A 24,313-nucleotide genomic window follows, 5' to 3' on the forward strand; every position below is an offset into this window, starting at 1 on the left:
CCATGTCCGGTTTCGCCGCCCTCCTCCCCCGTCCGGTGTCCGCGGAAGCGGCGCCCGGCACCTGCCCGTGGCCCGCTCCGGTCGAGGTCCGCCCGGGCGCGAACCTCCCCGCCGAGGGCTACCGGCTCACGATCGCTCCCGACGGCGTCACGCTCGAAGCAGCCGACGCCGCGGGCGAGTTCTACGGCCGCCAAACACTTCGCCAACTGGCCGGTCCGGACGCGTTCCGTGCCGCTTCGATCCACAATGGACCGGCCGAGCTGCCGTGCGGGACGATCACCGACCATCCGCGTTTCGCCTGGCGCGGCTGCCTTTACGACGTTTCCCGGCATTTCCGGACGAAGGCCGAGGTGCTGCGGTTCATCGATCTGCTGGCCGCGCACAAGCTGAACGTGCTGAACCTGCACCTCACCGACGACCAGGGCTGGCGGATCGAGACGCCGGAGTTCCCCCGGCTCACGTCCGTCGGCGGCTGGCGGAAATCGTCGATGGTCGGCAGGCACGACGGCCCGGAACGCGACGGCCGCCCGCACGGCGGTTACTACACTGTGGACGATCTGCGCGAGATCGTCGCGTACGCCGCGTCGCAGGCGGTCACCGTGGTGCCCGAAGTGGACATTCCCGGACACGCCCGAGCCGCCATCACCGCATACCCGGAACTCGGCCCGGCCAGCGACACCCCTTGGGAGGTATGGACTTCCTGGGGCATCAGCACTTCGCTGCTCGACCCGTCGGAGTCCGCTCTGGACTTCTTCCGCACGGTTTTCGACCACGTGCTGGACATCTTCCCGTCGCAGGTGATCGCGCTCGGCGGGGACGAGGTGCCCGGCGTCACCGAGGCGCACCATCGGTTCGTCCGGGCGATCGCCGACCATCTCGTCGCGCGCGGCCGCACGCCGATGGGCTGGGACGAGGTCCTCGACGGCGGCGACCTTCCGGCGATGGTGATCGGCGTGTGGCAGGACCGCGAACGCGCCTCGCTGGCGGTGAAGGCCGGGCACGAGGTGGTGCTCTGTCCCGAGGACGGCGTGTACCTCGACCACCGGCAAAGCGACCACCCCGACGAGCCGATCCCGGTCGGGTACCTCCAGGATCTCGAGCATTTCTACGGTTTCGAACCCGAGTCGGGACCGCACGTGCGCGGCGTCCAGGCGCAGCTGTGGTCCGAACACCTGGACACCGTGCGGCGGACGGATTACGCGGCGTTCCCTCGCTTGTCGGCGTTCGCCGAGGTCGCGTGGAGCAGCGGACCGCGCGACTACGCGGAGTTCCTGCCCCGGCTGCGGGACCACCACCTGCCGCGGCTGGACGCGCTCGGCGTGGAGTACCGGCCGCTCGACGGGCCGCGTCCGTGGCAGACCCGGCCGGACGCGCCGGGCCGCCCTCGCTGATCCCCGGGCGGCTCTGCATCAGGCAGAGCCGCCCGGTTTCACGAATGCGGCCGGACGAGGCGCGCGGTGCAGCAGCCGAGGGCTGTACGCGGGCCGGTACCACGAACCCGCGGGGACCGCGCCGATCGACGGCCACTCCGGCGGCGGCTCGAACCCCGGCCGTCGATGGGCTCGCACATGGACCTGGACGATCTCCCCGGAGACCCGCGTCTTCTCGGCGGTGATGCCGACGATCTCCTCCGACATGAGGTCGTCGCTGCCGAAACTGCGCAGCCGCGCGATCAGATTCCGCAGTCGTTCCATCTGCTCGACCGCCGTCAGTTCTTCGAACTCGCGGCGCTCCCGCTCGGCGGAAGCGCCGCGTCGGCGGGCCCGCACCCGTTCCGGCACGCCGTCGAACAAGACCGTGGCGAGTTGCTCCGCGACCCAGATCAGCCGTTCCCGCCGCGGGACGTCGTGCAGTTCGGCGACCAGTTCGGCCCGCCGCGGATGCCCCTTCGGATAAACCCTGGCCAGCAGGTTCACCGCGAACACCGGGAAGAACCCGAAGACCAGCGCGGTCAGCACGAGCGTGCCGGCTCCCCAGGTCGCGACGTGTCCGGCCAGCTCGTCCATCAGGCCCACCCGAGCCGGAGACCGCGGAACCTCTCGTCGGCGGCCGCCCGTTCGAGCAGCGCGCCCAGTTCGGCCTTCCCTTTCCCGGTGAGCGTGTAGTACCGGCGAGGAGGCCTGCCGCCGGCCTCCTCGACCGATTCCCACCCGTCTTCCAGCCAGCCCTCGGCCAGCATCTGGGTCAGTCGCGGGTACATCGCGCCGGAACGGACTCCGGAAGCGCGCGACAGCCGGTAGCCCCAGTGCCGGTCCTCGGGTGCGGCCATGAGTGCGGCGGCCAGCTGCACCAGGGCGTGCGTTACGCGCATCAGCCAAGTATGACCTATGTCGCGCAAGCCCTCAACTAGCCGACGACCGGGCCGAGCAAGGTCCCGCCGGTGGCGTCGACGACCTGCCCGGTGACCCAGCGCGAGTCCGCCGAGGCCAGGAACGCGACCACGTCCGCGATGTCCGTCGCGTCGGCGACCCGCCGGAGCGCGGACGCACCCGCCATGCCCGCGCGCATCCGCTCGTCGGCGAACATGTGCGCGGTGCGGTCGGTCGGCGTCGGACCTGGGGCGACCCCGTTCACCGTGATCCCCCGCTGGCCGAGTTCCTGCGCCAGGCTGCGGGTGAACACGTCGAGCGCGCCCTTCGTCATGCTGTACGCCAGCTCGAACGGCAGCGCGATGCGCGTGTCCGCGGACGAGATGTTGACGATCCGGCCGCCGTCCCGCAGCACCGGCAGCAGGCGCTGCACCAAGAAGAACGGCGCCTTCACGTTCACCGCGAACACCTTGTCGAACTCCTCCGACGTCGCAGTGGTGATCGAGCCCGCGCCGGTCGCTGCGTTGTTGACCAGGATGTCGAGCGCGACCTCGCCGGTGCGTTCGCGCAACTCCGCCGCGAGACGGTCGAACAGCGTCTCCGCGTCCCCGTCGACACCCAGCGTCGCCTGCACTGAGAACGCCTTGCCGCCGTTCGCCTCAATCGTCGCGACAGTCTCCTTGGCCGCCGCTTCGTCGCTGCCGTAGTGCACGGCGACCAGCGCGCCGTCGTGCGCCAGCCGCGTCGCGATGGCCCGGCCGATCCCCTTGCCGCCGCCGGTGACCAGTGCGGTCTTCTGCGTCATTTCTTGCTCCCCTTGAGTGGTGAACTTCGATGTCCACACTTTCGGGGAGGCCGCTTACCGGCCGCGCACGAAGCGCTGACGGGCCCGGTCAGCGCTCAGCCAGGCTTCAGCCGGTACCAGACCTCCGGCCGTCCGACCTGCCCGTATCGCGGTTCGCGCTGCGCCAATCCGTTGTCCGCCAAGTACTCCAGGTACCGCCGCGCGGTGACCCGGGACGCCCCGATCGCGCTCGCCGCACCGCCGGCGGACAGCCCTTCGCCCGCCCCGGCGAGCGCGTCGGTGATCGCGTCCAGCGTTTCCGCGCTCATGCCCTTGGGCAGCGGCGCGGACTCGGTGGTGCGCAGCGTGCCGAGCGCGCGGTCGATCTCCGCCTGCCCGGTGACCTCGCCGGACGCCTCGCGGAACGACGCGTAGCGCTCCAGCTTGTCCCGCAACGACGCGAAGGTGAACGGCTTCAGCAGGTACTGCACGACCCCGACCGAGACCGCCGCCTTGACCAGCGCGAGGTCGCGCGCGGAGGTCACCGCGATGACGTCGATCGGCAGCCCGGCCGCGCGCAGCGAACGGCAGACAGCGAGACCGTGCGTGTCCGGCAGGTAGAAGTCCAGCAGGACCAGATCGACGGGTTCGCGTTCGCAGAACCGCAGCGCCTCGCCGCCGGAATGCACCACGCCGGCGACGACGAATCCCGGCAGCCGCTCGACGTACAGCCGGTGCGCCTCGGCCGCCACCGGCTCGTCCTCCACCACCAGCACGCGGATCACGCCGACACCTCCTGCCTCGGCAACCGTACGGTGAAGACCGCGCCGCCGTCGCGTCCGACGTCGATGGTGCCGCCGTAACGCCGGACCGCCTGCACCACCAGCGCCAGGCCGAGGCCGTGCTCGTCCCCGGCCTTGGTCGACCAGCCCCGGCGGAACATCTCCCCCACCGCCTCCTCCGGCACACCCGGGCCGTTGTCCGCGACGCGCAGCAGCAGACCGTCCTCTTCGGACCGCGCGGTGACCACGACCGACGGCCGGGTGCCGGATTCCCGCACCACAGCGTCGATTCCGTTGTCGATCAGGTTGCCGAGAATCGTCACCAGATCCCGTCCGGCGACGCCGGGGCCGAGGTCGTCGATCATCGTGTCCGGCGTGATGGTGAATTCCACGCCCCGTTCGCTCGCCTCCGCGGCCTTGCCGAGCAGCAACGCGGCCAGCACCGGTTCGGCGACCGCGGTCATCACGCGGTCGGTGAGTTCCTGCGCCAGCGCGAGTTCGGCGGTCGCGAACTCCACGGCGTCCTCAGGACGGCCGAGTTCCACCAGCGACACGACCGTGTGCAGCCGGTTCGCGGCTTCGTGCGCCTGCGACCGCAACGCCTCGGCGAGACTGCGCGCCGTGGTCAGCTCGCCGGTGAGGGTCTGAAGTTCGGTGTGGTCGCGCAGGATCACGACGGTGCCCTGCGCGCGTCCGCCAGAGCTGACGAGCGTCGTGCTCACGACCAGCACCCGCGAATCGGTCAGGTGCAGTTCCTCGGTGCGGTTTTCCGGCGCGGTGAACGCCGCCGCCAGCTCCGGCGACAACCCCAGCTCAGCGAGCGGCTGCCCGACCGGGTCGCCGCTCAGCCCGAGCAGGGTGCGGGCGCCGTCGTTGCACAACCCGACGCGGCCGTCGCGGTCAACCAGCAGCACACCTTCACGGACCGAATGCAGTACCGCTTCGTGGTATTCGAACAGATTGCTCAGCTCGGCCGGAGCGATGCCGCGCGTCTGCCGCTTCAGCCGCGCGCTCACCAGCCAGCCCCCGCAGGCGCCCACCAGCAATACTGCCGCCGCGACGCCGAGCAGCGGCCAGACGCGCTCCTGCACCTCGGCCGAGATCGCCGCGATCGTGATGCCAACCGCGACGAGCGCGACCACCCGGTGGTTCGCGTCGAACACCGGAACCACCACGCGCACCGACGGGCCGAGCGAACCGGTGTAGGTCTCGGAGACGACGCCGCCCTGCTGCGCCGCTTCGATGTGCCCGAGGAACCGCTGCCCGATCAACGCCGGATTCGGGTGCGTGTAACGGATTCCTTGCGGCGACATGATCGTCACGAAGTCCACTCGCGTGTCCACGAGCACCCGCTGCGCATACGGCTGCAGCGTCGCGGTCGGATCCGCGGTCGCGGCCGCCCGCGCGACATCCGGGGCGTCGGCGATCGAACGGGCCACCGCGAGCGACTGCTCCCCGGCCCGGTCGGTCGTCGTGCGCCGGGCGTCGAGATAGGCAATAGTGATGCCGCCGGAGACGAGCACGAGCAGGATCGCCAGCTGCAGCACCAGCAGCTGGCGGGCCAGGCTCCAGCGGCTCGTCCGGATCCGAGGTGTCGGGGGCACCCGCTCATACCAGCACACGCACGGGTCCGGCAACACTCCGGCGCCGCTGCCGGGAAGTCCACACCGGACAGACCCGCCGCGAACTCAATGAACACAACGGTGACGCCGGTCATATCCGCCCCGCATAGTGACCCGCGTTCCCCCCACCGAGCTGGAGGCAACGGTGCCGACACCGACCCCCGAAGCAGCCGCGCCCAAGCGCGACCGCACGCGTTACCTGTACCTGGCCGTGATCGCCGCCGTCGTGCTCGGCGTCGCGGTCGGGCTGCTCTGGCCGTCCGTCGGCAAGAGCCTCGCCCCGCTGGGCACCGGCTTCGTCAACCTGATCAAGATGATGATCTCGCCGATCATCTTCTGCACCATCGTGCTGGGCATCGGCTCGGTCGCGAAGGCGGCGAAGGTCGGCAAGGTCGGCATCACCGCGCTGGTCTACTTCATCGTGATGTCGACGTTCGCGCTCGCGATCGGGCTCGTCGTCGGCAACCTGCTGCACCCGGGCAGCGGCCTGCACCTCAACCCGGCCGACGTGTCGAAGGTGCACCAGCAGGCCGAAGGCGGCGAGGGCACCACCGACTTCCTGCTCGGCATCATCCCGAAGACCTTCGTGTCCGCGTTCACCGAGGGCCAAGTGCTGCAGACGCTGCTCGTGGCGCTGCTGGCCGGGTTCGCGCTGCAGAAGCTCGGCAAGCGCGGCGAGCCGATCCTGCGCGGCATCGAGCACATCCAGCGGCTCGTGTTCCGCGTCCTCGCGATGATCATGTGGGCCGCCCCGGTGGGCGCGTTCGGCGCGATCGCCGCGGTGGTCGGCGCGACCGGCTGGGGCGCGCTGCGCAGCCTGCTGGTGATCATGCTCGGCTTCTACCTCACGTGCCTGGTGTTCGTGTTCGGCGTGCTCGGCGCGGTGCTGTGGCTCGGCGCGCGGGTCAACATCTTCAGCCTGCTGCGGTATCTCGGCCGCGAATTCCTGCTGATCCTGTCGACGTCCTCTTCGGAATCCGCGCTGCCGCGGCTGATCGCGAAGATGGAGCACCTCGGCGTCAGCAAGCCGGTCGTCGGCATCACGGTGCCCACCGGGTACTCGTTCAACCTCGACGGCACCGCGATCTACCTGACGATGGCGACGCTGTTCATCGCCACCGCGCAGGACCAGCCGCTCGCGCTCGGCGAGCAGATCACGTTGCTGCTGTTCATGATCATCGCGTCGAAGGGCGCGGCGGGCGTGAGCGGCGCCGGCATCGCGACGCTGGCCAGCGGCCTGCAGTCGCACCGGCCGGAACTCGTCGACGGCGTCGGTTTCATCCTCGGCATCGACCGGTTCATGTCCGAGGCCCGCGCACTGACGAACTTCGCGGGCAACGCGGTCGCGACCGTCCTCATCGGATCATGGATGAAGGAATTCGACCGCGACCGCTCGCGCGCGGTGTTCACCGGCCAGGCCCCGTTCGACGAAGCGACCCTGGTCGACGAGAAACCGGCCGAGCCCGCTCAGCCCGCCCCGGCGAACGCCTGAGACCCAGTCCGCGCCCGGGCCCCTTCCCTCCGGGTGCGGACTGTTCGGCGCCGCGGCCGTGCACGTCCCCCGTGCGCACGGCCGCGGTGCCTTTCCAGGTCAGCAAGCAGTGCGGCCGTCGTAGCCCTGCCGCGAAACCGCGATCGCCTCGCGATGCCGTTCCGCCCAGTCGACCAGGCCGGACAGCGAGTCGTACAGTTCGCGCGCCATGTCGGTCGCCTCGTACTCGACCCGCGGCGGCACCGTCGGGTAGACCGTGCGCGTCAGCAGGCCGTCGCGTTCCAGGTTCCGCAGGGTGAGCGTGAGCATGCGGCGGCTGATCCCCTGCACCGAGCGTTCGAGTTCGGTGAACCGCACCGGACCGCGCGTCGCCTCCAGCAGGATGCCGATCACCCATTTCCCGCTGATCCGGTTCACGACCTCCATCACCGTGCACACCGCGAATTTCGCCGGGTCGAAGTCCGTGGCCTCGTCGGTCACAGCGATGTTCCCCTGGGACATGAAAGTGCCTCCTTCCGCACCGTCCCATGGTCACACATGATGGGCACTGTAACAAGAGATGCCCTGGCTACGAACAGCGGAAACTCCCCCTGTGCTCGTTATGGAGGACCTTGTCATGCCCGAAACCGCTCGGCATCGCGGCGCGGCGCTCGCCGTGCTGTCCGCCGCCTCGCTGATGGTGGTGCTCGACAGCTCGATCGTCGCGGTCGCCCTGCCGGTGATCCAGACCGACCTGGGCTTCAGCGCACCCGGGCTGGCCTGGGTGGTCAACGCCTACCTCGTCGCGTTCGGCGGCCTGCTCCTGCTGTCGGGCCGCCTCGGCGACCTGGTCGGCAGGCGGAAGGTGTTCCTCGTCGGCATCGTCGTCTTCACCGCCGCTTCGCTGGCCGCAGGGCTTTCCCCGAACGCGACCGCGCTGGTGGTCGCTCGGTTCGTCCAAGGCGTCGGCGGGGCCCTGACGTCAGCGGTCGTCTTGGGCATGATCGTGACGCTCTATCCCGAGCCGCGCGCCCGCGTCCGCGCGATCGGCGTTTACAGCTTCACCCAAGCCGCGGGCGCGTCGATCGGCATGGTCGCGGGCGGCGCGCTCACGCAAGGCCTCGACTGGCACTGGACCTTCTACATCAACCTGCCCATCGGCATTGCCGCGCTCGTCCTGACTCCGCTGGTTGTCGCGTCCGACCGCGGCCTCGGCTTGCGCACCGGCATCGACGTCCTGGGCGCGCTGCTGGTCACCGCCGGGGTGATGCTGCTGGTGCTGGGCATCGTGCAGGCAGGCGACGCCGGGTGGACGTTCCTGACCATCGGCACTCTCGTGCTGGCGGCCGTCCTGCTCGCACTGTTCCTGATGCGCCAAGCCCGGACGCGAACCCCGTTGCTGCCACTGCGTTTGCTCCGCGTGCGCGCGATCAGCGGCGCCAACCTGACCATGGTCGTGATGGTCGCCGGGTTCTTGGGATTCCAGTTCGTCACCGCGCTGTACCTTCAGCAGGTCCTCGGTTTCGACGCCCTCACCACGGGTTTCGCCTTCGTCCCGACGCCGGTCATGATCGCCGCGTTCTCGCTCGGCCTCGCCGATTGGCTGAACAGCCGATTCTCCCCGCGCGCGGTCCTGGTCGCCGGTCTGCTGACGACGTCGGTGGCTTTCCTTTACCTGACCCAAGTCCAGACCGCCGGCGGCTACGCATCGCACGTGCTGCCGTCGCTGATCCTGATGGGCGCCGGGGCGGGAATGGCGATCCCGGCGCTGATGGGCTTGGCGATGTCCGCGGCGACCCCCGACGACTCCGGCGTGACTTCGGGGTTGATCACCACGACCCAGCAGGTCGGCGGCGCGCTGGGAACCGCCGTGCTGGCGACCGCCGCCGCGACCCGGACTGCCGAGATGCTGGGCGGAGGCGCTTCCGAGAAGGAGGCGCTGGCGTCGGGATTCCGGGTGGCTTACGGCTTCAGCGCCGGGTTGACCGCTCTCGCCGCGATCCTCGCCGCGGTGCTCCTGGGCCGCCGATCCGCCGCGGCTCCCGCCGACACCGCCGCCGAACCAGTCGCGTCCTGACCTGACACCTCGTGAGTGGCGGCGCCGGTTCTAACCGGCGCCGCCACTCACGAGGTAACCGGCCAGTCCGTGGTGCCCGCGCCGCATCATCCACGCGTGGTTGGCGCGAAAGAACGGCCGGGCGATGACGTCCAGCCTCCGCAGCAACGGTTTCCGCACCCGAACGTGCTGCGTGATCTCCAGCCGGGAGCCCTCGCCGTCGGCGTGGATCGCCCCGGCGAGCATCCCGTCGAGGTCCCCGCTCAGCCGGACGCGCACCCGCAGGCCCGCCGCGTCCTGCTGCTCCCGGTGCATCGCGATGACGATCCGGTACGGCAGACGGGAGCGGCAGACGATCTGGGCGGTGTCGCCGTCGACCTGGCGCACCGACTGGACGTCCGGCCACCACCGGGGATACGACTCGAGGTCGACGATCGCGTCGAACACCCGGTCCGGGAGAGTCGGCAGCCACCAGTCGCTCCGGAACGAGTACTCGGCGTCCCTCTTCTTCTCGAGGCTCACAGTCCGCCCCTCTCTCCCGATCAGCGGAACGCGTGCTTGTCGATCTTGACCTGTGTTTCCTAGGCTGGCCATCCCTTGGGTACGCCGCCGCCTGAACCATCGAGGAGGCCTGCCGTGCCGACAGCCGCCCGAACCGCCCTGGCCGCGCTGCTGACCGCGACGCTAGTCGGCTGCGGCACCGCTCCGCCGCCGCCGGCCGCCCCCGCTTTCACCGCGACCCTCACCTCGCCCACGAACGTCGTCCTGCACTGGCCTGCCGACCCGGCCGCGGCTGGCTACCTGCTCGAATACGCCAACGCCGCCGGCGGACCGTGGACCGCGCTGCAGTACCTCCCGCCCGGCCAGACTTCTTATACCCACCCGGACCTGATCCCGGAAACGCCGTTCTACTACCGGATCCGGTCCTTCGCCGGTCCGGTGTCGGCGACCGTCACGGCGGGCAACACTGCTCCCTCCGGTGCCGCTGCCGCGCAATCCGCCCCGGCCGACCTCGCCGTGACCCCGGCCCCGGACCAGAACCTGCACTTCACCTGGACCGACCGCTCGACCGGCGAGGCCGGTTTCCTGCTGGAGATCCGCCGTCCGGGCACGCCGGACTTCGTCCCGGTCGAGGTAGCCGATCCCAACGCGACGCAATGCGCGCTGTCGCTCCTGCCCGGCGAACAAGGCTCGGCCTTCCGCCTCCGGGCCCTGTCCTACGGACCGCTCTCCCCCGTCGTCGAGCGCACGACCGGAAAGGACTGAAACTTCCGCCGCACAGCCGAAGAGCCGCCCGGCATGGCACCGGACGGCTCTTCCTGCTTCGAGTTCATCGCGGGCAGAACGCCACAACCCAGCCCACGGTCAGCGCCAGCACCGCTCTGCCGGCCCGGGGCCGCGATCGGGCCGACCGGCGACAGCATCGCGGCCATCGCCACGACCGGCGGGGCGCAGCCGCAGATCAGGCCGGGTTCAGCACCTGCGCGAGGAACTCGCCGGTGTAGCTCCCCTCCGTGGCCGCGACCTGTTCCGGCGTGCCCTCGGCGATGACGGTGCCGCCGCCGGAGCCGCCTTCCGGGCCCATGTCGACGATCCAGTCGGACGTCTTGATCACGTCGAGGTTGTGCTCGATCACGATCACCGTGTTGCCCTTGTCCACCAGCCCGTTGATCACGCCGATCAGCTTGCTGATGTCCTCGAAGTGCAGGCCGGTGGTCGGCTCGTCGAGGATGTAGACGGTCTTGCCGGTGGAGCGCTTCTGCAGTTCGCTCGCCAGCTTGACGCGCTGCGCCTCGCCGCCGGACAGGGTCGGCGCGGGCTGGCCCAGGCGGACGTAGCCGAGGCCGACGTCGACGAGGGTCTGCAGGTGCCGGTGGATCGCCTTGATCGGCTCGAAGAACTCGGCCGCCTCCTCGATCGGCATGTCCAGCACGTCCGACACCGTCTTGCCCTTGTAGTGCACTTCGAGCGTTTCCCGGTTGTACCGGGCGCCCTTGCACACCTCGCACGGGACGTAGACGTCCGGCAGGAAGTTCATCTCGATCTTGATCGTGCCGTCGCCCGCGCACGCCTCGCAGCGCCCGCCCTTGACGTTGAACGAGAACCGGCCCTGCTGGTACCCGCGGACCTTCGCCTCGGTGGTGGCCGCGAACAGCTTGCGCACGTGGTCCCACACGCCGGTGTAGGTGGCCGGGTTGGAACGCGGCGTGCGGCCGATCGGCGACTGGTCGACGCGCACCAGCTTGTCGACGTTGCCGAGGCCGTTGACCCGGGTGTGGCGGCCCGGGACCTGGCGCGCGCCGTTGAGCTTGTTGGCCAGCACCTGCGCGAGGATGTCGTTGACCAGCGTCGACTTGCCGGACCCGGACACGCCGGTGATCGACACGAGGCAGCCGAGCGGGAACGACACGTCGATGCCGCGCAGGTTGTGCTCGCGCGCGCCCACCACGGTGAGCTGCCGCTTCTTGTCGACCGGCCGCCGGATCGCCGGCACCTCGATCTGGCGCCGCCCGGACAGGTACGCGCCGGTGATCGATTCCTTGTTTTTCAGGATCTTCTTGTACGGGCCGCTGTGCACGATGTGCCCGCCGTGCTCGCCCGCGCCGGGGCCGATGTCGACCACCCAGTCGCTGGCCCGGATGGTGTCCTCGTCGTGCTCGACCACGATCAGCGTATTGCCGAGGTTGCGCAGCCGGGTCAGCGTCTCGATGAGCCGGTGGTTGTCGCGCTGGTGCAGGCCGATCGACGGTTCGTCCAGCACGTACAGCACGCCGACCAGACCCGAGCCGATCTGCGTCGCCAGCCGGATGCGCTGCGCCTCGCCGCCGGACAGCGTGCCGGACGCGCGGTCGAGCGACAGGTAGGTGAGCCCGACGTCGAGCAGGAAGCGCAGCCGCGCCTGGATTTCCTTGAGCACCGCGCCCGCGATCATCGCCTCGCGCGGGCCGAGCACCAGTTCGTCGAGGAACTCCGACGCCTCCGCGATGGACAGCGCGCACACCTCGGCGATCGACCGGTCGCCCTGCGTCGCGTGCTCCAGCGTGACCGCGAGGATCTCCGGCTTGAGCCGGGTGCCCTGGCATGCCGGGCACGGCACCTCGCGCATGTAGCCCTCGTACCGCTCGCGCATGTACTCCGAGTCGGTCTGCTCGAGGCGCCGCTCCAGGAACGGGATGACGCCCTCGAAGGCCGCGTAGTAGGAACGCTGCCTGCCGTACCGGTTGCGGTAGCGGACGTGCACCTGCTCGTCGACGCCGTGCAGCACCGCCTTCTGCACGCGCGCGGGCAGCCGCCGCCACGGCGTGTCCATGCGGAACCCGACCGCCTCCGACAGCGATTCCAGCAGCCGCAGGAAGTAGTCGGCGCTCTGCCCGCCCGCCCACGGCGCGATGGCGCCTTCGGCGAGCGACAGCTCGTCGTCGGGGACCACCAGTTCGGGGTCGACCTCCTTGCGGATGCCGATGCCGGTGCACTCGGGACACGCGCCGTAGGGCGAGTTGAACGAGAACGACCGGGGCTCGAGGTCCTCGATCGCCAGCGGGTGGCCGTTGGGGCAGGCCAGGTTCTCGGAGAAGCCGCGCACGCGGTGCGGGTCGTTCTCGTCGAGGTCGACGAACTCCAATTCGACCAGGCCGTCGGCCAGCCGCAGCGCCGTCTCCACCGAGTCGGTGAGCCGCTGCCGCGCGCTGGTCTTGACCGCGAGCCGGTCGATCACCACGCCGATCTGGTGCTTTTCCTGCTTCTTCAGCTTCGGCGGGTCGGTGAGCGGGTGCACCGTGCCGTCGACGACCACGCGCGCGTAGCCCTGCTGCTGCAGGTTCTGGAACAGGTCGAGGTACTCGCCCTTGCGCCCGCGCACGACCGGAGCGAGCACCTGGAACCGGGTGCCCTCGGTCATCTCCAGCACCTGGTCGACGATCTGCTGCGGGGTCTGCTTGCTGATCGCCTCGCCGCACTTCGGGCAGTGCGCCTTGCCGGCGCGGGCGTAGAGCAGCCGCAGGTAGTCGTAGACCTCGGTGATGGTGCCGACGGTCGACCGCGGGTTGCGCGAGGTCGACTTCTGGTCGATCGACACCGCGGGCGAGAGGCCCTCGATGAAGTCGACGTCCGGCTTGTCCATCTGCCCGAGGAACTGCCGCGCGTACGCCGACAGCGACTCCACGTACCGCCGCTGCCCCTCGGCGAAGATCGTGTCGAAGGCAAGGCTCGACTTGCCCGACCCGGACAGGCCGGTGAACACGATCATGCTGTCGCGGGGCAGATCGAGATCCACGCCGCGGAGGTTGTGCTCGCGCGCTCCGCGAACAACGAGGCGATCAGCCACGCCTTCGTCCCTTCCATCGTTCTGCTCGGTGGCCCGCCGGGAGATCCGGTGCCGACGGACGTGCCCAGGGTAGGGACGACCACCGACAAAAACCGGACCGCACGTGTTCTGCCTGGGCTTTTCCGCTCTCCGGGGGCCGGGGGAAGCGGCCCGCGGCGGGGTCGCCGGACGCTGTCGGAGGCCCCGCGCGGCAGAGCGGATGCGCGGGCTGGCCCGGTTCCACGATACAGGTCGGCGAAGGCCGCCCGGCCCGGGTGCACGCCCCGGGAACCGGCGCGGGGCAGCGCCTTCCGGCCGGTTTCGCCAAAAGTGTCGGTCCCCGCCGCTACGTTCGGGGCGTGGCGAGCGAAGCCGGAGCCGTGCGGATCTACGCGGCGGGGAAGGGCAGCGGCGACCCGGGACCGGGCGGCTGGTCCGCGGTGCTGGCCTACGGCGGCCATCGGAAAACCCTCGCCGGCGGGGCGGCGGACACGACTGCCGGCCGGATGGCGCTGACGGCCGCGGTGGAAGCACTCGAAAGCCTGAACAGGCCGGTCCGCGTGCACCTCTACAGCGACAGCGAGCATCTCCGCACCGCGCTGGACGGCTTGGGGTCCGACGACCTCCTCCCCCGGCTCCGCACCTGCGCCGACCGGCACGAGATCACCTGGCGGGCGGCCGAGGACCCGGCCGCGCGCGCCCAGCTCGCCGAACTGGCCGATCTCGCGACGGCGGCCCGCCCCTCCGGCCGCCCGCCCGCGCAGCCGGAGGACGACGAGTGCCGCCACGGCATGACGAAGGCCTACTGCGCCGACTGCCGCCAGATCGACGCCGGAGTGCTGCCGAACGGCTACCACACGGCGGGCGGCCACGCCTACCACAACGACGCCGATTGCTACTGGCTGCGCAGGGGCCAGCAGCGGCAGGAGCGGATGGGCCGCGACACCCACGAGATCGTCCGGATCGCCTGGGCGTCGGTGATCCCCGGCGAACTCGCACCGTGCGAACACTGCTGCACGACGGAATGGCTGCAGCGGAACCGCCGCGGCCGAGGGCTCAGCCGCTCTGCATGACGCACCGGACCCGGTCGAACCGGCCCCCGGCGAGGTCGTCGTCGCGGATCAGCCAGTACAGAACCCCGACGTCGCCCCACGTGAGGCCCGCGTCACCGTCGCTGTCGATCTGCGCGATCAGGGCCCAGCGCACCGCTTCGTCCGCGAGATCCGACTCACTCGCCTCTTCCGGCAGGACTGCCGCGGCGACCTCGTCCTCCGGCGGCCCCTGGACCGGCCACGAGCAGCCGCCGATCTGGTGGTACGGCGCGGCCGACGACTCGCGGAGCCGGTCGTAGAACTCCTCGGACCAGTTGTCCGGGTCGGAGAGCGGAAGCCCGTCGCGGGCGAGCGTACGGCGCAGCACCTCCTGCTGGGAGTTCGGGAAGGTGCCGGCGATTTCCCCGGACAGCTCCAGCCGCGGATAGCTCTCGACGCCCTCCGGCGCGGCCCGTTCCGCGGTCTCCGTCCCGGCCGGGACGACCACGACGGCGCCGAGCGAGGTCAGGTCGACCGGGCCCTGCGCCTCGAACCAGTCGTCGCAGTAGAAGAACAGCAACGAACCGGACGCGGGCAACTCGATCCCGCCGGGCACGCGGGGCAGCGCCGCACAGTCCACGGCCGCGACGAAGTTCATCGGCAGCTCGCCGCGCCAGACTGGCCATTCCACGTCCGCGGGCAGCGCGGGATTCCCGCCGAGACAGCCGACGCGCACGCCGTTCCCGCCGGTGTTCAGCCGCACCGCGGGCCGGAAGAGGGTTTCCCACGCCTCGGCCACGTCCGGCGGAAGGTTCTCGCGCGCCAGCCCGGCGAGCGGGTCGATCCAAGAGGTCATGGGAAGATCTTGACAGCTGGCGCCGACAGAAACGGCCGCGTGGCCACCGCACGGGTGATCCGGCTACGGTGGGACCTCGTGAACATCGCCGACACGTACACCGGACACGTCGAACCGGGCGGCGACGCCGCCCGCCGGACGCTGGACGGGCTCACCATCACCAAGCTCTCCGTTGGCCCGATGGACAACAACGCGTACCTGCTCGTGTGCCGCGAGGAGAACGAAGCGCTGCTGATCGACGCGGCCAACGACCCGGAACGCATCTCCGACCTGATCGGCCACGGCCCCGACCGCCCCGCGCTGCGCACCGTCGTGACGACCCACCAGCACCCCGACCACTGGCAGGCACTGGGCGCGGTCGCCGGAGCGAACGGCGCGAACACCGCGGCGCACCCGCTGGACGCGGAACCGCTGCCGGTCCCCCCGGACTTCCTGGTCGAACACGGCGACACGCTGAAGGTCGGCTCGGTCACGCTGGAAGTGATCCATCTGCGCGGCCACACGCCGGGGTCGATCGCGCTGCTGTACCGGGACCCGAAGGGACACGGGCACCTGTTCACCGGGGATTCGCTGTTCCCGGGCGGGGTCGGGAAGACTTCGTCGCCGGAGGACTTCGCCTCGCTGCTGGACGATGTCGAGGCGCGGATTTTCGATCAGCTGCCGGACGACACGTGGTTCTACCCGGGGCACGGGGACGATTCGACGCTGGGCGAGCAGCGGCCGCATCTGGCGGAGTGGCGCGAACGCGGCTGGTGACCTGAGCCTCAGCCGGCCGAAACTGATTCACGAACCAGGCAAGGGCGCCCCGCTGTCCTCAGCGGAGACTGGCAGGTTTCGTGCTGCCGCGAGATGAGGCATGGCCGCTGGTAAGACTGATTTTGCAAAGGCCGAGACCGACGTGGCCAGAGGTTCAACGTGCTTGCTTATGGTGCCTGCTCGGCATGGCGCGCAGGTCGGCCCTGTCGTCTCCGGCGCTGCCGCCTCGCAATCAGGGTCGACCAGCAGACTCCGGTTCAGTTGGGCTGACGGCGCTGGTGGTCGACTAGTTCTGCGGCGCCCTTCTCCGCGCACCCCTCTCCAGCGATCATCCAGTTCGCATCGTTACGACCTGCGGACTGCCTACGCGAGCTCATGGCGGCACTCGCATACGCTGCCCGGTCTTGCACAAGGTCTTCTCCGGCCAGGAAATCCCGGGGCGACACGGACGTCGTGTCCTCGGCGGCACCCTCTCATTCCCTGCGGCCGAGGCACCGCGCCTACGATCAAGACCGAGTCCGCAACCGCGGGACCACCCTCCACCCTTGCGGCTTCGTCGGCAAACACCACACCTTCGACAGCGCGTGAAATTCCTTGTTAGGGACGGCTCCGCCCGCTCTAGGTCTCACCGGCTCAGCCCGGCCCACGCAACGACCAATCGTCGCTCTCTCGACGGCACCGCCGCCCTGTCCACGCCCGGTTGCAATGCCTCAGCGAACGCGCCGCAGCGATTCTAGGAACCCGCTGGCGAGAGCTCTACGACATCAACTGATTCGCCGCCTCAACCAGCATCTCCGCCCTGCTCTGCAGGAACGGTTCAAAATCGTCATCAAAGACGTTTTTTGGACATATCGCGCATTTGAGAATCTCATCCACCTTTGCACTCGACATCCGTGACCGGTAGACACTGGGAGCGTCTCCACCCAACGTCTTGTTATCAGCAGCCGAGATCATCGCAAAGTTGGCAAGAACACTCGCAGATGCGGTACCGATATCCTCTTTCGCCAAGAACGCCTGCGGCATCAAATGATGAAACTCCGAGCGATTGTAGGACGAGAGCACTTTCTGCAGAGACACCGGAGAACCCGAGACGAAACTCAGCGGACGCGCATTCACGAGAAGCAGAACGAAAGACCTGGTATCCACAGCAGAAACCGAGAATTTCCTCTCAAGAAAGAAGTCCGCATGGAGACTGACGGAAACATCTGCAAGAGCGGACGGCCTCCCTTCTCTCAGCTTGACAGACTCTTCAATGTCACGCTTCAGGTTACGAAGAACTCCCGCACTGAACCTGCGCGAAAAGAACGACCGCCAGAGCCACTTAACCAACACTGCCCGCTGCTCGTCGCTTACATTGCGAGACTTCCCTTTACCGTGCGCAAAGAAGACACACAAGGGAACCAATACTGCTGGATACGGAAGGTTGCCCAGTTTTTCAACATGCAGGTGGCTGCGCACGAAATCAATTGCACCGCGGACACCATTCTCGATCTCGTCAAACCGGTCTCTAACCTCGGTTCCGCTCATGTTCATCAGCGTGTTCGGGGCGGCGTCACGTGCCACAACGGCAGCACAGCACCTCAGCAGAAGGTTCGAGTCGGCTCCAACCTCACCGAACCCAAAAGGCGCAAGCACTTCAGCCAAGCCAGCGAAGCGAGTCTGGAGATCAAACTCCTCACTCCACGTCCAGGCGGACAGAAGCTGCAGAACGTCTAGCTCGACGCCAAGCCGGTTGACCCGCTCGAAGACAATCGCAACTTTGCCGCGATTATCAGTAACGATGTCTTGCGTAGGAATCCTCGCTTCTTTGAATATCGACTGAACCGAGTCGATCACCTCAGCCTCTTCATCAGTGAAGTTGCTGGTGGCCTTACGATAGGCCGTAGTGTCAAAGAAGGTACTAATCGGAAAGTGTCGCCTGGGATCAACCTCTCCGTCTTCAAGCGCAAGGAATTGACTCTCTTGCAGATCACCGGCAGCGGACAAGCTAAAATATATACGGGGCCAAGTTTCCCCATCATCAGGCTCAAGATCAGTCTGGAACGTACCAAAAATTGAAGTCAGACGCTGCTGACCATCAAGAACGTAGCTGATGGGAAAGTCGGCAGTCGGCTCAGGCAACGAGAATGGCCCCAGCCTTCGTTCAGATTTCAGCTTTTCTTTTGTCTGCCAAAGGATCGCGGATCCGAACGGATAGCCTTTATATATGGAATCCATCAGGTAGGCCACCCGGTCTGGATCCCACACGAACCCACGCTGGAACGCCGGCACTCTCAGTTGCCCTTGCCGCACCTGCTCGATCAAAGATCTGATCGACACTTCGCCCATCAATCGCTCCCTCAGCGCAACGCTCGCGGAGCCACGCACTCAAGCATCCAGGCCCCCTCCACACAGATCGCCACGGAGCCGCTTTCCGGCTCCATAGCTGCCGGGATGCAAGTCGTACAGCCAGAGGAGGGTGTTACACGGATTGCTCGCCTTCGTCTTGCGATTCCGCCCGCCTCCGTGCGCGGTGCCTTGCCTGGCCAGCCTCGACCGAGTACTCAGGCGACGGGTCAACTTTCGCAGCACGGATCGGGGGAGCGGCATGACAGCGCAGCTATGGTCACGGCGGACCTTGCTCAGCGGCGCGGCGAGCAGCGCTGCGCTGCTCATCGCCAGCTGCGCGGCCAACCAGTCCAAAGCCACCGCTGCGGCACCGCCCGCTCAGCCTGGCGGGGCGCGCGTGATGATCATCCGGCACGCCGAGAAACCGTCCGGTTCGACTGGGCCGCAAGGGATTGACGTGAACGGCAGCCCCGATTCGCACTCGTTGACCGTCCGCGGCTGGACCCGGGCGGGGGGCGCTCGTGGAGTTATTCGCCCCGGCGACAGGCGCCTACCGCACAGGGCTCGCCAAGCCGACCGCTGTCTACGCGGCTGGCGGCAGCGGTGGTGAGGGCACCCGGCCGCGGGAAACTGCCGGGCCGCTGGCAGAGCGGCTCGGCAAAACCGTCCTGACCACCTACGCCAAGGGCAGCGAGAGCGCGCTCGCCGCGGAGGTCGCCCGGCGGACGGAGCCGACGTTGATCAGTTGGCAGCACGAGGAAATCCCCGCGCTCGCGGCCGCGTTCGGGGTGGCTGCGCCGCGGAAGTGGCCGGACGACCGGTTCGACGTCGTCTGGGTGCTGACCCCGGCCGGGTCCGGCTGGGCACTTTCTCAAGTGCCGCAGTTGCTCCTGGCCGGGGACAGCGCCGAGCCGATCAAATAGCTTACTGCCGCTCGTAAGGAATCTTCTCCCCCGCCTCCACCGCGAACGGCAGGTGATTCCCTTCAGGCGGCAGCGGGCACGTAGCGAAATCCGTGAACGCACACGGCAGGTTCACCGCCCGGTTGAAGTCCAGCGTCACCGTTCCGTCCGCGGCAGCCTCGGCGACCGGCAGGGAACGATTGGCCGCATAGGTGGTCACGCCGCTGGTCGCGTCGGTGAAGAGGATGCTGTAGCCGCCGGTCTTGCCGTTGAACGCAGTCAAAACATGCTCGACACCGTCGCGCTCGAAGACCACTCGGCCAGGCGCGGTGTAGACGTGCGACAGGCCTTCCACTACCGCCCCCACCGTCGTCGGCCGCGGTTCGTCGAACGGCTCGAAGCGGCCGGTCAGGACCCACGCCGGGTCTGGTTCGTACGCGGGGACTCCGTGGAAGTCCTGCAGCACAGGGGCTTTCGGGTCGTGCACGCGGATCAGGTAGCCCGACCGGCGCGCGATCTCGATTTCCACCGAACCGGCCGTCACCCGGGTGCCCGCGCCGCTGTTCACCAGCTCGAAGCGGTGGACGTCCGTCAGCAAAGCGCCTTCGTGCCGCAGCTCCCCGCCGGCCGGGTCGACGTAGGCGGCTTCGGCGTCCTGCCACCATCGGCCGGGCAGGCCGGGGTATGTCCGGGGCGAATTCTCGAGCCAGTCGAGGGACACCAGCGCCAGCCAGCCGTACGGATCGGCCAGCGTCTTTTCCCGCTCCGCCTTCCAGTCCTGCCACGCCTGTGCGAACTCCACCGCCATGTCCGGATCCCTTCCGTGAGTGTCCAGGGCACAACACCGTCCCCGGCATGGCATTCCGGCTCCCAGCACGTGGGAACGGTAGGGTCGCCGGGTGGCGGAGCAGACGGAACAAGCCGTGGAGATCTACACCGACGGCGCGTGCAGCGGAAATCCCGGACCGGGCGGCTGGGGCGCGCTGCTGCGCTACGGCAAGCACGAGCGCGAGCTGTACGGAGCCGAGGACACCGTCACCACCAACAACCGCATGGAGCTGATGGCTCCGATCCGCGCGCTGGAAAGTCTCACTCGCGCGTCTGTGGTGCGGATCTACACCGACAGCACGTACGTCCGCAACGGCATCCTCCAGTGGATGCCTCGCTGGAAGAAGAACGGCTGGCAGACGCAGGCGAAGCAGCCGGTCAAGAACGCCGACCTCTGGCAGCGCCTCGACTCCGCCTGCGAGCGGCACGAGGTCGAGTGGCTGTGGGTCAAGGGCCACGCCGGGCTTCCGGAGAACGAGCGCGCGGACAAGCTCGCGGTCAAGGGATCGCAGGAAGCCGCCGCGGCCGGGGTGCGCCGGGCTCGCGGCTGAGTCTGCGGATCACGCCCGGCATTACCTGTTCGAGGAGATTCCACGGACCGGACCCGCGCGGTTTCACGAGGCGGCGGCGTCATCGTCTCGGTCAAGCGGGCACCGTCCGACAAAAAAATTCATCTTGACAATATAAATCATCGGAAGGCAAGCTCGGCAGCATCAGCAAGCCGAGAGGACAAGCCATGCCGAAGTTCACGACCGTCGCCCAGTACGTCGCCGCGCAGCCAGAAGCGCTCCGCGAGGTTTATGCCGCCCTCCTGCCCGCCCTCGACCACGCGATGCCCGCACCGGCCGCGCTCTACCACGGCGCGCCCACCTGGAAGGCCGGCAAGAACCCGGTCTGCCTCGCGAAGGCGTACAGCTCATACGTCACGCTCGCCTTCTGGCGCGGCCAGCTTCTCGACGGCGACCTCGAACCGAGCGCCCGCGAGATGGCGCACGTCAAACTGCGCAGCGCGGAGGACGTCGACGCCAAGCAGATCACCGCCTGGGTGCGGCAGGCTCTGGCACTGGAGACAGAATCAGCGGCGTGACGAACCCCTGCCCCTGCGGGCTGCCCGAGCCCTACGCCGACTGCTGCGGCCGGTTCCACCGCGGCGACCAGCACGCCCCGACCGCCGAACGGCTGATGCGGTCGCGGTACTGCGCGTTCGCCGTCGGGGAGCCCGATTACCTCCTCGACACCTGGCATCCGGACACCCGCCCGAAGCGGCTGCGGCTCGATCCCGCCCAGGAGTGGACCCGGCTGGAGATCCTCGGCCAGACCGGCGGTTCGCTGCTGCAGAACGAGGGCACCGTCGAGTTCCGCGCGCACTACCGCTATCAGGGTCGCGACGATTCGCAGCACGAGAACAGCCGGTTCGTCCGCGAGGGCGGGCGCTGGTACTACGTCGACGCACGCTAAGCGGAACCGCGGGGGAAAATCGGGCGAAAAGACCCCGTCGAGGTCTGTTCCCGGACGCCCGGGGCGGCTACGATCACCGGCAATCGTTAAGGAACTTTACTAACAATCGCCGCCGCCAGGAGCCCGAGGAGGACCGCTCGTGACCCCACGCCGGCCAAGAATGCCCGGACGGCTGTTAGCAGTCGCCGCCCTGACCGCAGCGCTGATCCCCGGACTCGCCGGGGCCGCCTCGGCCGGGCCGGAGCCCGGCCAGGCCGCGATCCCCGGCTATCTGATCCAGTCCTCGGCCAAGGTGTCCGACGACGCCTCGGTGTCGAAGCCCGGCTTCGACGCCAAGGGCTGGTACCCGGTCGGCTCGCAGTCGACGGTGTACGCCGGGCTGCTCGCCAACGGCCGCTACTCCGACCCCTTCTACTCGACGAACATGAAGAACGTGCCCACCGCGGACTTCAAGGTCCCGTGGTGGTACCGGGCCGACATCAAGGTCGCCGACCCGACCCAGCGCACCTACCTCGACGTCAGCGGCGTGCTGTCCAAGGCCGACGTCTGGGTCAACGGCACCCGGGTCGCCACCAAGGACGAGGTCAACGGTCCCTACACGCGGCACGACCTCGACGTGACCAAGCAGGTCCACGAGGGCGTCAACAGCGTCGCGTTCAAGGTCTACCCGAACGACCCGAACAACGACCTGTCGATGGGCTGGATCGACTGGGCGCAGACCCCGCCGGACCAGAACATGGGGCTCGCGCGCGAGGTCCTCGTCCGGCACAGCGGGCCGGTCGCGCTCCGCGGCGCGCACGTCGTCACGAAGCTGAACGTGCCCGCGCTCGACCACGCCGACCTCACGGCGAAGGCCGACGTCCGCAACGACTCCGACTCCGCGGTCCGTGCCACGGTGTCCGGCACCGTCGCGGGCAAGCCGGTGAGCCAGGACGTTTCCCTTGCCGCACACGAAAAGAAGACCGTCACCTTCCCGGTGATCGGCGTCGACAAGCCGCAGGTGTGGTGGCCCGCAGGCATGGGCGGCCAGCCGATGCAGCAGCTGGACCTGACCGCGACCGTCGGCGGGACCGCGTCCGACGCGAGCCGCTCCAGCTTCGGCATCCGCGACGTCAAGGCCCCGCTGAACTCCAGCGGCGGGCGGCAGTACGTCGTCAACGGCAAGCCGCTGATGATCAAGGGCGGCGGCTGGTCCCCCGACCTGCTGCTGCGCTGGGACGCGGGCCGGGCGGCGGACAAGCTCGCCTACGTCAAGAACCTCGGCCTCAACACGGTGCGGCTCGAGGGCCACATCGAACCCGACGCGTTCTTCGACCTCGCGGACCGGATGGGCGTGCTGACCATGCCTGGCTGGGAATGCTGCGACAAGTGGGAAGGCCAGGTCAACGGCGACGAGAAGGGCGAGCCGTGGACCGAGGCGGACTACCCGATCGCCAAGGCGTCGATGACCGCCGAAGCCGAGCGGCTGCGCGACCACCCGAGCGTGCTGTCCTTCCACATCGGCAGCGACTTCGCGCCCGACGCGCGGATCGAAAAGGGCTACCTCGACGCGTTGTCGGCGGCGGACTGGCCCGCGGCGGTGATCTCCGCGGCTTCGGCCAAGGCGTCGCCGAAACTCGGCCCGTCCGGGATGAAGATGAACGGCCCGTACGACTACGTCCCGCCGAACTACTGGTACGACAAGGCGCACAAGGACGCGGGCGGCGCGTGGAACTTCAACTCCGAGACCAGCGCCGGGCCGGACATCCCGACGATGGACACGCTCAAGCGGATGATGACGCCGGCCGAGCTGGAAACGCTCTGGAAGAACCCGGCCGCGCCGCAGTACCACCGCTCCGAGTCGGAGACCTTCGCCAACCTGAAGATCTTCGGCGACGCGCTGGCCGGCCGCTACGGCAAGCCGACCAGCCTGGACGACTTCGTCCGCAAGGCGCAGCTGGCGCAGTACGAGAACGTCCGCGCGGAGTTCGAATCGCACTCCCGCAACTTCACCGATTCGAAGGACCCCTCGACCGGGCTCATCTACTGGATGCTCAACAGCGGCTGGACGTCGCTGCACTGGCAGCTGTTCGACGCCTACCTCGACCAGAACGGCTCCTACTTCGGGGCCAAGAAGGCGAACGAGCCGCTGCACATCCAGTACTCCTACGACACCAAATCGGCTGAGGTGGTCAACTCCACCACGAAGAAGGCGTCCGGCCTGACCGCCACCGTCGAGCTCTTCAACACCGACGGCACGAAGAAGTTCTCGAAGACCAAGAAGGACTTCTCGGTCAACGGCGGCGGCGCGCACGCGAAGGCGCTCGACATCGGTTCGGTCAGCGGGCTTTCCTCGACCTACCTGGCGAAGCTGGTGCTCACCGATTCGGCGGGCAAGGAGGTCAGCCGGAACGTGTACTGGCTGTCCACCAAGGACGACAAGCTGAACTGGAGCAAGTCGGACTGGTACTACACGCCGACGTCGTCGTACGCGGATCTGTCCGGGCTGTCGAAGCTGGGCGCGGCGAAGGTGGGCGCCACGGCGACCTCCGCTCCGGGTCCGGACGGCACCACCGTCACCACGGTGAAGCTCACCAACACCTCGTCGGGCAAGACCCCGGCGTTCATGGTGGACGCACACATGGTGGACAGCGCGGGCACTCCGGTGCTTCCGGTCAGCTGGTCGGACAACCAGGTCAGCTTGTGGCCGGGCGAATCGGTGACGATCACCGCCACTTACCGCACGGCTGATCTGCACGGCTCCGCGCCGTCGGTGCGGGTCGCGGGCTGGAACACCGGAACGCAGACCGTACAAGACTAGGACTCGTGAGTGGCAATCGCGGTTAGA

The 24,313-nt window shown here is 68.7% G+C and carries 22 protein-coding genes; 11 read left to right on the forward strand and 11 right to left on the reverse strand.

Features of this window, described 5'->3' with window-relative positions:
- The first annotated feature begins 2 nt into the window (after window positions 1-2).
- Complete coding sequence (locus tag H4281_RS35525; RefSeq protein WP_182895253.1) at window positions 3-1,391, forward strand: beta-N-acetylhexosaminidase; 1,389 nt, start codon at window positions 3-5, stop codon at window positions 1,389-1,391.
- Window positions 1,392-1,409: 18 nt separating this feature from the next.
- On the opposite strand, the gene H4281_RS35530 is transcribed toward H4281_RS35525, so the two are convergent.
- The 5 genes from H4281_RS35530 to H4281_RS35550 all read right to left on the reverse strand — a co-directional run bounded on the left by H4281_RS35530 (window position 1,410) and on the right by H4281_RS35550 (window position 5,479).
- Window positions 1,410-2,006, reverse strand: a complete 597-nt coding sequence (locus H4281_RS35530) for a hypothetical protein (protein ID WP_182895254.1) — start codon at window positions 2,004-2,006, stop codon at window positions 1,410-1,412.
- Window positions 2,006-2,311 carry a PadR family transcriptional regulator gene (locus H4281_RS35535; protein WP_182895255.1) on the reverse strand — a complete coding sequence of 102 codons (306 nt, stop codon included), beginning with the start codon at window positions 2,309-2,311 and terminating at the stop codon, window positions 2,006-2,008. Before H4281_RS35535 ends, H4281_RS35530 begins: the two co-directional genes overlap by 1 nt.
- A 35-nt stretch (window positions 2,312-2,346) precedes the next feature.
- Window positions 2,347-3,114, reverse strand: coding sequence for an SDR family NAD(P)-dependent oxidoreductase (locus H4281_RS35540; RefSeq protein WP_182895256.1), 768 nt, complete (start codon window positions 3,112-3,114; stop codon window positions 2,347-2,349).
- A gap of 95 nt (window positions 3,115-3,209) precedes the next feature.
- The gene (locus tag H4281_RS35545) at window positions 3,210-3,878 is read right to left on the reverse strand and encodes a response regulator (protein WP_067582155.1); all 669 of its coding nucleotides are present in this window, start codon (window positions 3,876-3,878) and stop codon (window positions 3,210-3,212) included.
- Window positions 3,875-5,479: a sensor histidine kinase gene (locus H4281_RS35550; RefSeq protein ID WP_182895257.1), complete on the reverse strand. Its 1,605-nt coding sequence runs from the start codon at window positions 5,477-5,479 to the stop codon at window positions 3,875-3,877. The genes H4281_RS35545 and H4281_RS35550 overlap by 4 nt, the downstream gene beginning before the upstream one ends.
- Before the next feature lie 163 nt (window positions 5,480-5,642).
- Between H4281_RS35550 and H4281_RS35555 the strand changes: the two genes are divergently transcribed.
- Window positions 5,643-6,989: a cation:dicarboxylate symporter family transporter gene (locus H4281_RS35555; protein WP_182895258.1), complete on the forward strand. Its 1,347-nt coding sequence runs from the start codon at window positions 5,643-5,645 to the stop codon at window positions 6,987-6,989.
- A 99-nt stretch (window positions 6,990-7,088) separates the two neighbouring features.
- Here H4281_RS35555 and H4281_RS35560 read toward each other — a convergent pair whose 3' ends face one another.
- Window positions 7,089-7,490 carry a winged helix-turn-helix transcriptional regulator gene (locus H4281_RS35560; RefSeq protein WP_182895259.1) on the reverse strand — a complete coding sequence of 134 codons (402 nt, stop codon included), beginning with the start codon at window positions 7,488-7,490 and terminating at the stop codon, window positions 7,089-7,091.
- 115 nt (window positions 7,491-7,605) lie between these two features.
- Here H4281_RS35560 and H4281_RS35565 point away from each other — a divergent pair, with 115 nt between their 5' ends.
- The gene (locus tag H4281_RS35565) at window positions 7,606-9,045 is read left to right on the forward strand and encodes an MFS transporter (RefSeq protein ID WP_182895260.1); all 1,440 of its coding nucleotides are present in this window, start codon (window positions 7,606-7,608) and stop codon (window positions 9,043-9,045) included.
- A 30-nt stretch (window positions 9,046-9,075) separates the two neighbouring features.
- On the opposite strand, the gene H4281_RS35570 is transcribed toward H4281_RS35565, so the two are convergent.
- On the reverse strand, window positions 9,076-9,546 hold the full coding sequence (locus H4281_RS35570; protein ID WP_376771993.1) for an SRPBCC family protein: 471 nt from the start codon (window positions 9,544-9,546) through the stop codon (window positions 9,076-9,078).
- A gap of 114 nt (window positions 9,547-9,660) precedes the next feature.
- Between H4281_RS35570 and H4281_RS35575 the strand changes: the two genes are divergently transcribed.
- Window positions 9,661-10,290, forward strand: coding sequence for a fibronectin type III domain-containing protein (locus H4281_RS35575; RefSeq protein WP_182895262.1), 630 nt, complete (start codon window positions 9,661-9,663; stop codon window positions 10,288-10,290).
- 196 nt (window positions 10,291-10,486) lie between these two features.
- Here H4281_RS35575 and uvrA read toward each other — a convergent pair whose 3' ends face one another.
- Window positions 10,487-13,348: an excinuclease ABC subunit UvrA gene (gene uvrA / locus H4281_RS35580; RefSeq protein WP_043828509.1), complete on the reverse strand. Its 2,862-nt coding sequence runs from the start codon at window positions 13,346-13,348 to the stop codon at window positions 10,487-10,489.
- A gap of 338 nt (window positions 13,349-13,686) precedes the next feature.
- Between uvrA and H4281_RS35585 the strand changes: the two genes are divergently transcribed.
- Window positions 13,687-14,400, forward strand: coding sequence for an RNase H family protein (locus H4281_RS35585; RefSeq protein WP_220508323.1), 714 nt, complete (start codon window positions 13,687-13,689; stop codon window positions 14,398-14,400).
- On the opposite strand, the gene H4281_RS35590 is transcribed toward H4281_RS35585, so the two are convergent.
- A complete protein-coding gene (locus H4281_RS35590) occupies window positions 14,384-15,214 on the reverse strand; it encodes a YwqG family protein (RefSeq protein WP_182895263.1) in 831 nt (276 codons plus the stop codon). The genes H4281_RS35585 and H4281_RS35590 overlap by 17 nt on opposite strands.
- 78 nt (window positions 15,215-15,292) lie before the next feature.
- Here H4281_RS35590 and H4281_RS35595 point away from each other — a divergent pair, with 78 nt between their 5' ends.
- A complete protein-coding gene (locus tag H4281_RS35595) occupies window positions 15,293-15,970 on the forward strand; it encodes an MBL fold metallo-hydrolase (protein WP_182895387.1) in 678 nt (225 codons plus the stop codon).
- 756 nt (window positions 15,971-16,726) lie between these two features.
- Here the strand turns inward: H4281_RS35595 and H4281_RS35600 are convergent.
- Window positions 16,727-18,298 (reverse strand): GmrSD restriction endonuclease domain-containing protein, encoded by a 1,572-nt coding sequence (locus H4281_RS35600; RefSeq protein ID WP_182895264.1) that lies wholly within the window; start codon window positions 18,296-18,298, stop codon window positions 16,727-16,729.
- 521 nt (window positions 18,299-18,819) lie between these two features.
- Here H4281_RS35600 and H4281_RS45920 point away from each other — a divergent pair.
- On the forward strand, window positions 18,820-19,221 hold the full coding sequence (locus H4281_RS45920; RefSeq protein WP_246412561.1) for a hypothetical protein: 402 nt from the start codon (window positions 18,820-18,822) through the stop codon (window positions 19,219-19,221).
- Window position 19,222: 1 nt separating this feature from the next.
- Here H4281_RS45920 and H4281_RS35610 read toward each other — a convergent pair whose 3' ends face one another.
- Entirely contained in the window at window positions 19,223-20,008 is a 786-nt protein-coding gene (locus H4281_RS35610; protein ID WP_182895265.1) for a DUF1684 domain-containing protein, read from the reverse strand.
- Between the two features lie 91 nt (window positions 20,009-20,099).
- Here H4281_RS35610 and rnhA point away from each other — a divergent pair, with 91 nt between their 5' ends.
- The 4 genes from rnhA to H4281_RS35630 all read left to right on the forward strand — a co-directional run bounded on the left by rnhA (window position 20,100) and on the right by H4281_RS35630 (window position 24,286).
- Complete coding sequence (gene rnhA / locus H4281_RS35615; RefSeq protein ID WP_182895266.1) at window positions 20,100-20,579, forward strand: ribonuclease HI; 480 nt, start codon at window positions 20,100-20,102, stop codon at window positions 20,577-20,579.
- Window positions 20,580-20,764: 185 nt separating this feature from the next.
- Window positions 20,765-21,115: a DUF1801 domain-containing protein gene (locus H4281_RS35620; RefSeq protein ID WP_182895267.1), complete on the forward strand. Its 351-nt coding sequence runs from the start codon at window positions 20,765-20,767 to the stop codon at window positions 21,113-21,115.
- The gene (locus tag H4281_RS35625) at window positions 21,112-21,486 is read left to right on the forward strand and encodes a YchJ family protein (RefSeq protein WP_182895268.1); all 375 of its coding nucleotides are present in this window, start codon (window positions 21,112-21,114) and stop codon (window positions 21,484-21,486) included. Before H4281_RS35620 ends, H4281_RS35625 begins: the two co-directional genes overlap by 4 nt.
- 160 nt (window positions 21,487-21,646) lie before the next feature.
- Window positions 21,647-24,286, forward strand: a complete 2,640-nt coding sequence (locus H4281_RS35630; protein ID WP_182895388.1) for a glycoside hydrolase family 2 protein — start codon at window positions 21,647-21,649, stop codon at window positions 24,284-24,286.
- The last annotated feature ends 27 nt before the right edge of the window (window positions 24,287-24,313 follow it).

This window comes from Amycolatopsis dendrobii, assembly GCF_014145675.1.
Classification (GTDB): domain Bacteria; phylum Actinomycetota; class Actinomycetes; order Mycobacteriales; family Pseudonocardiaceae; genus Amycolatopsis; species Amycolatopsis dendrobii.

Excerpts from the sequence above, each read along its gene's own strand:
- H4281_RS35525 (WP_182895253.1), top strand. The coding sequence starts at position 3 with ATGTCCGGTTTCGCCGCCCTCCTCCCCCGTCCGGTGTCCGCGGAAGCG.
- H4281_RS35530 (WP_182895254.1), bottom strand. The coding sequence starts at position 2,006 with ATGGACGAGCTGGCCGGACACGTCGCGACCTGGGGAGCCGGCACGCTC.
- H4281_RS35535 (WP_182895255.1), bottom strand. The coding sequence starts at position 2,311 with ATGCGCGTAACGCACGCCCTGGTGCAGCTGGCCGCCGCACTCATGGCC.
- H4281_RS35540 (WP_182895256.1), bottom strand. The coding sequence starts at position 3,114 with ATGACGCAGAAGACCGCACTGGTCACCGGCGGCGGCAAGGGGATCGGC.
- H4281_RS35560 (WP_182895259.1), bottom strand. The coding sequence starts at position 7,490 with ATGTCCCAGGGGAACATCGCTGTGACCGACGAGGCCACGGACTTCGAC.
- H4281_RS35565 (WP_182895260.1), top strand. The coding sequence starts at position 7,606 with ATGCCCGAAACCGCTCGGCATCGCGGCGCGGCGCTCGCCGTGCTGTCC.
- H4281_RS35590 (WP_182895263.1), bottom strand. The coding sequence starts at position 15,214 with ATGACCTCTTGGATCGACCCGCTCGCCGGGCTGGCGCGCGAGAACCTT.
- H4281_RS35600 (WP_182895264.1), bottom strand. The coding sequence starts at position 18,298 with ATGGGCGAAGTGTCGATCAGATCTTTGATCGAGCAGGTGCGGCAAGGG.
- H4281_RS35610 (WP_182895265.1), bottom strand. The coding sequence starts at position 20,008 with ATGGCGGTGGAGTTCGCACAGGCGTGGCAGGACTGGAAGGCGGAGCGG.
- H4281_RS35620 (WP_182895267.1), top strand. The coding sequence starts at position 20,765 with ATGCCGAAGTTCACGACCGTCGCCCAGTACGTCGCCGCGCAGCCAGAA.
- H4281_RS35630 (WP_182895388.1), top strand. The coding sequence starts at position 21,647 with ATGCCCGGACGGCTGTTAGCAGTCGCCGCCCTGACCGCAGCGCTGATC.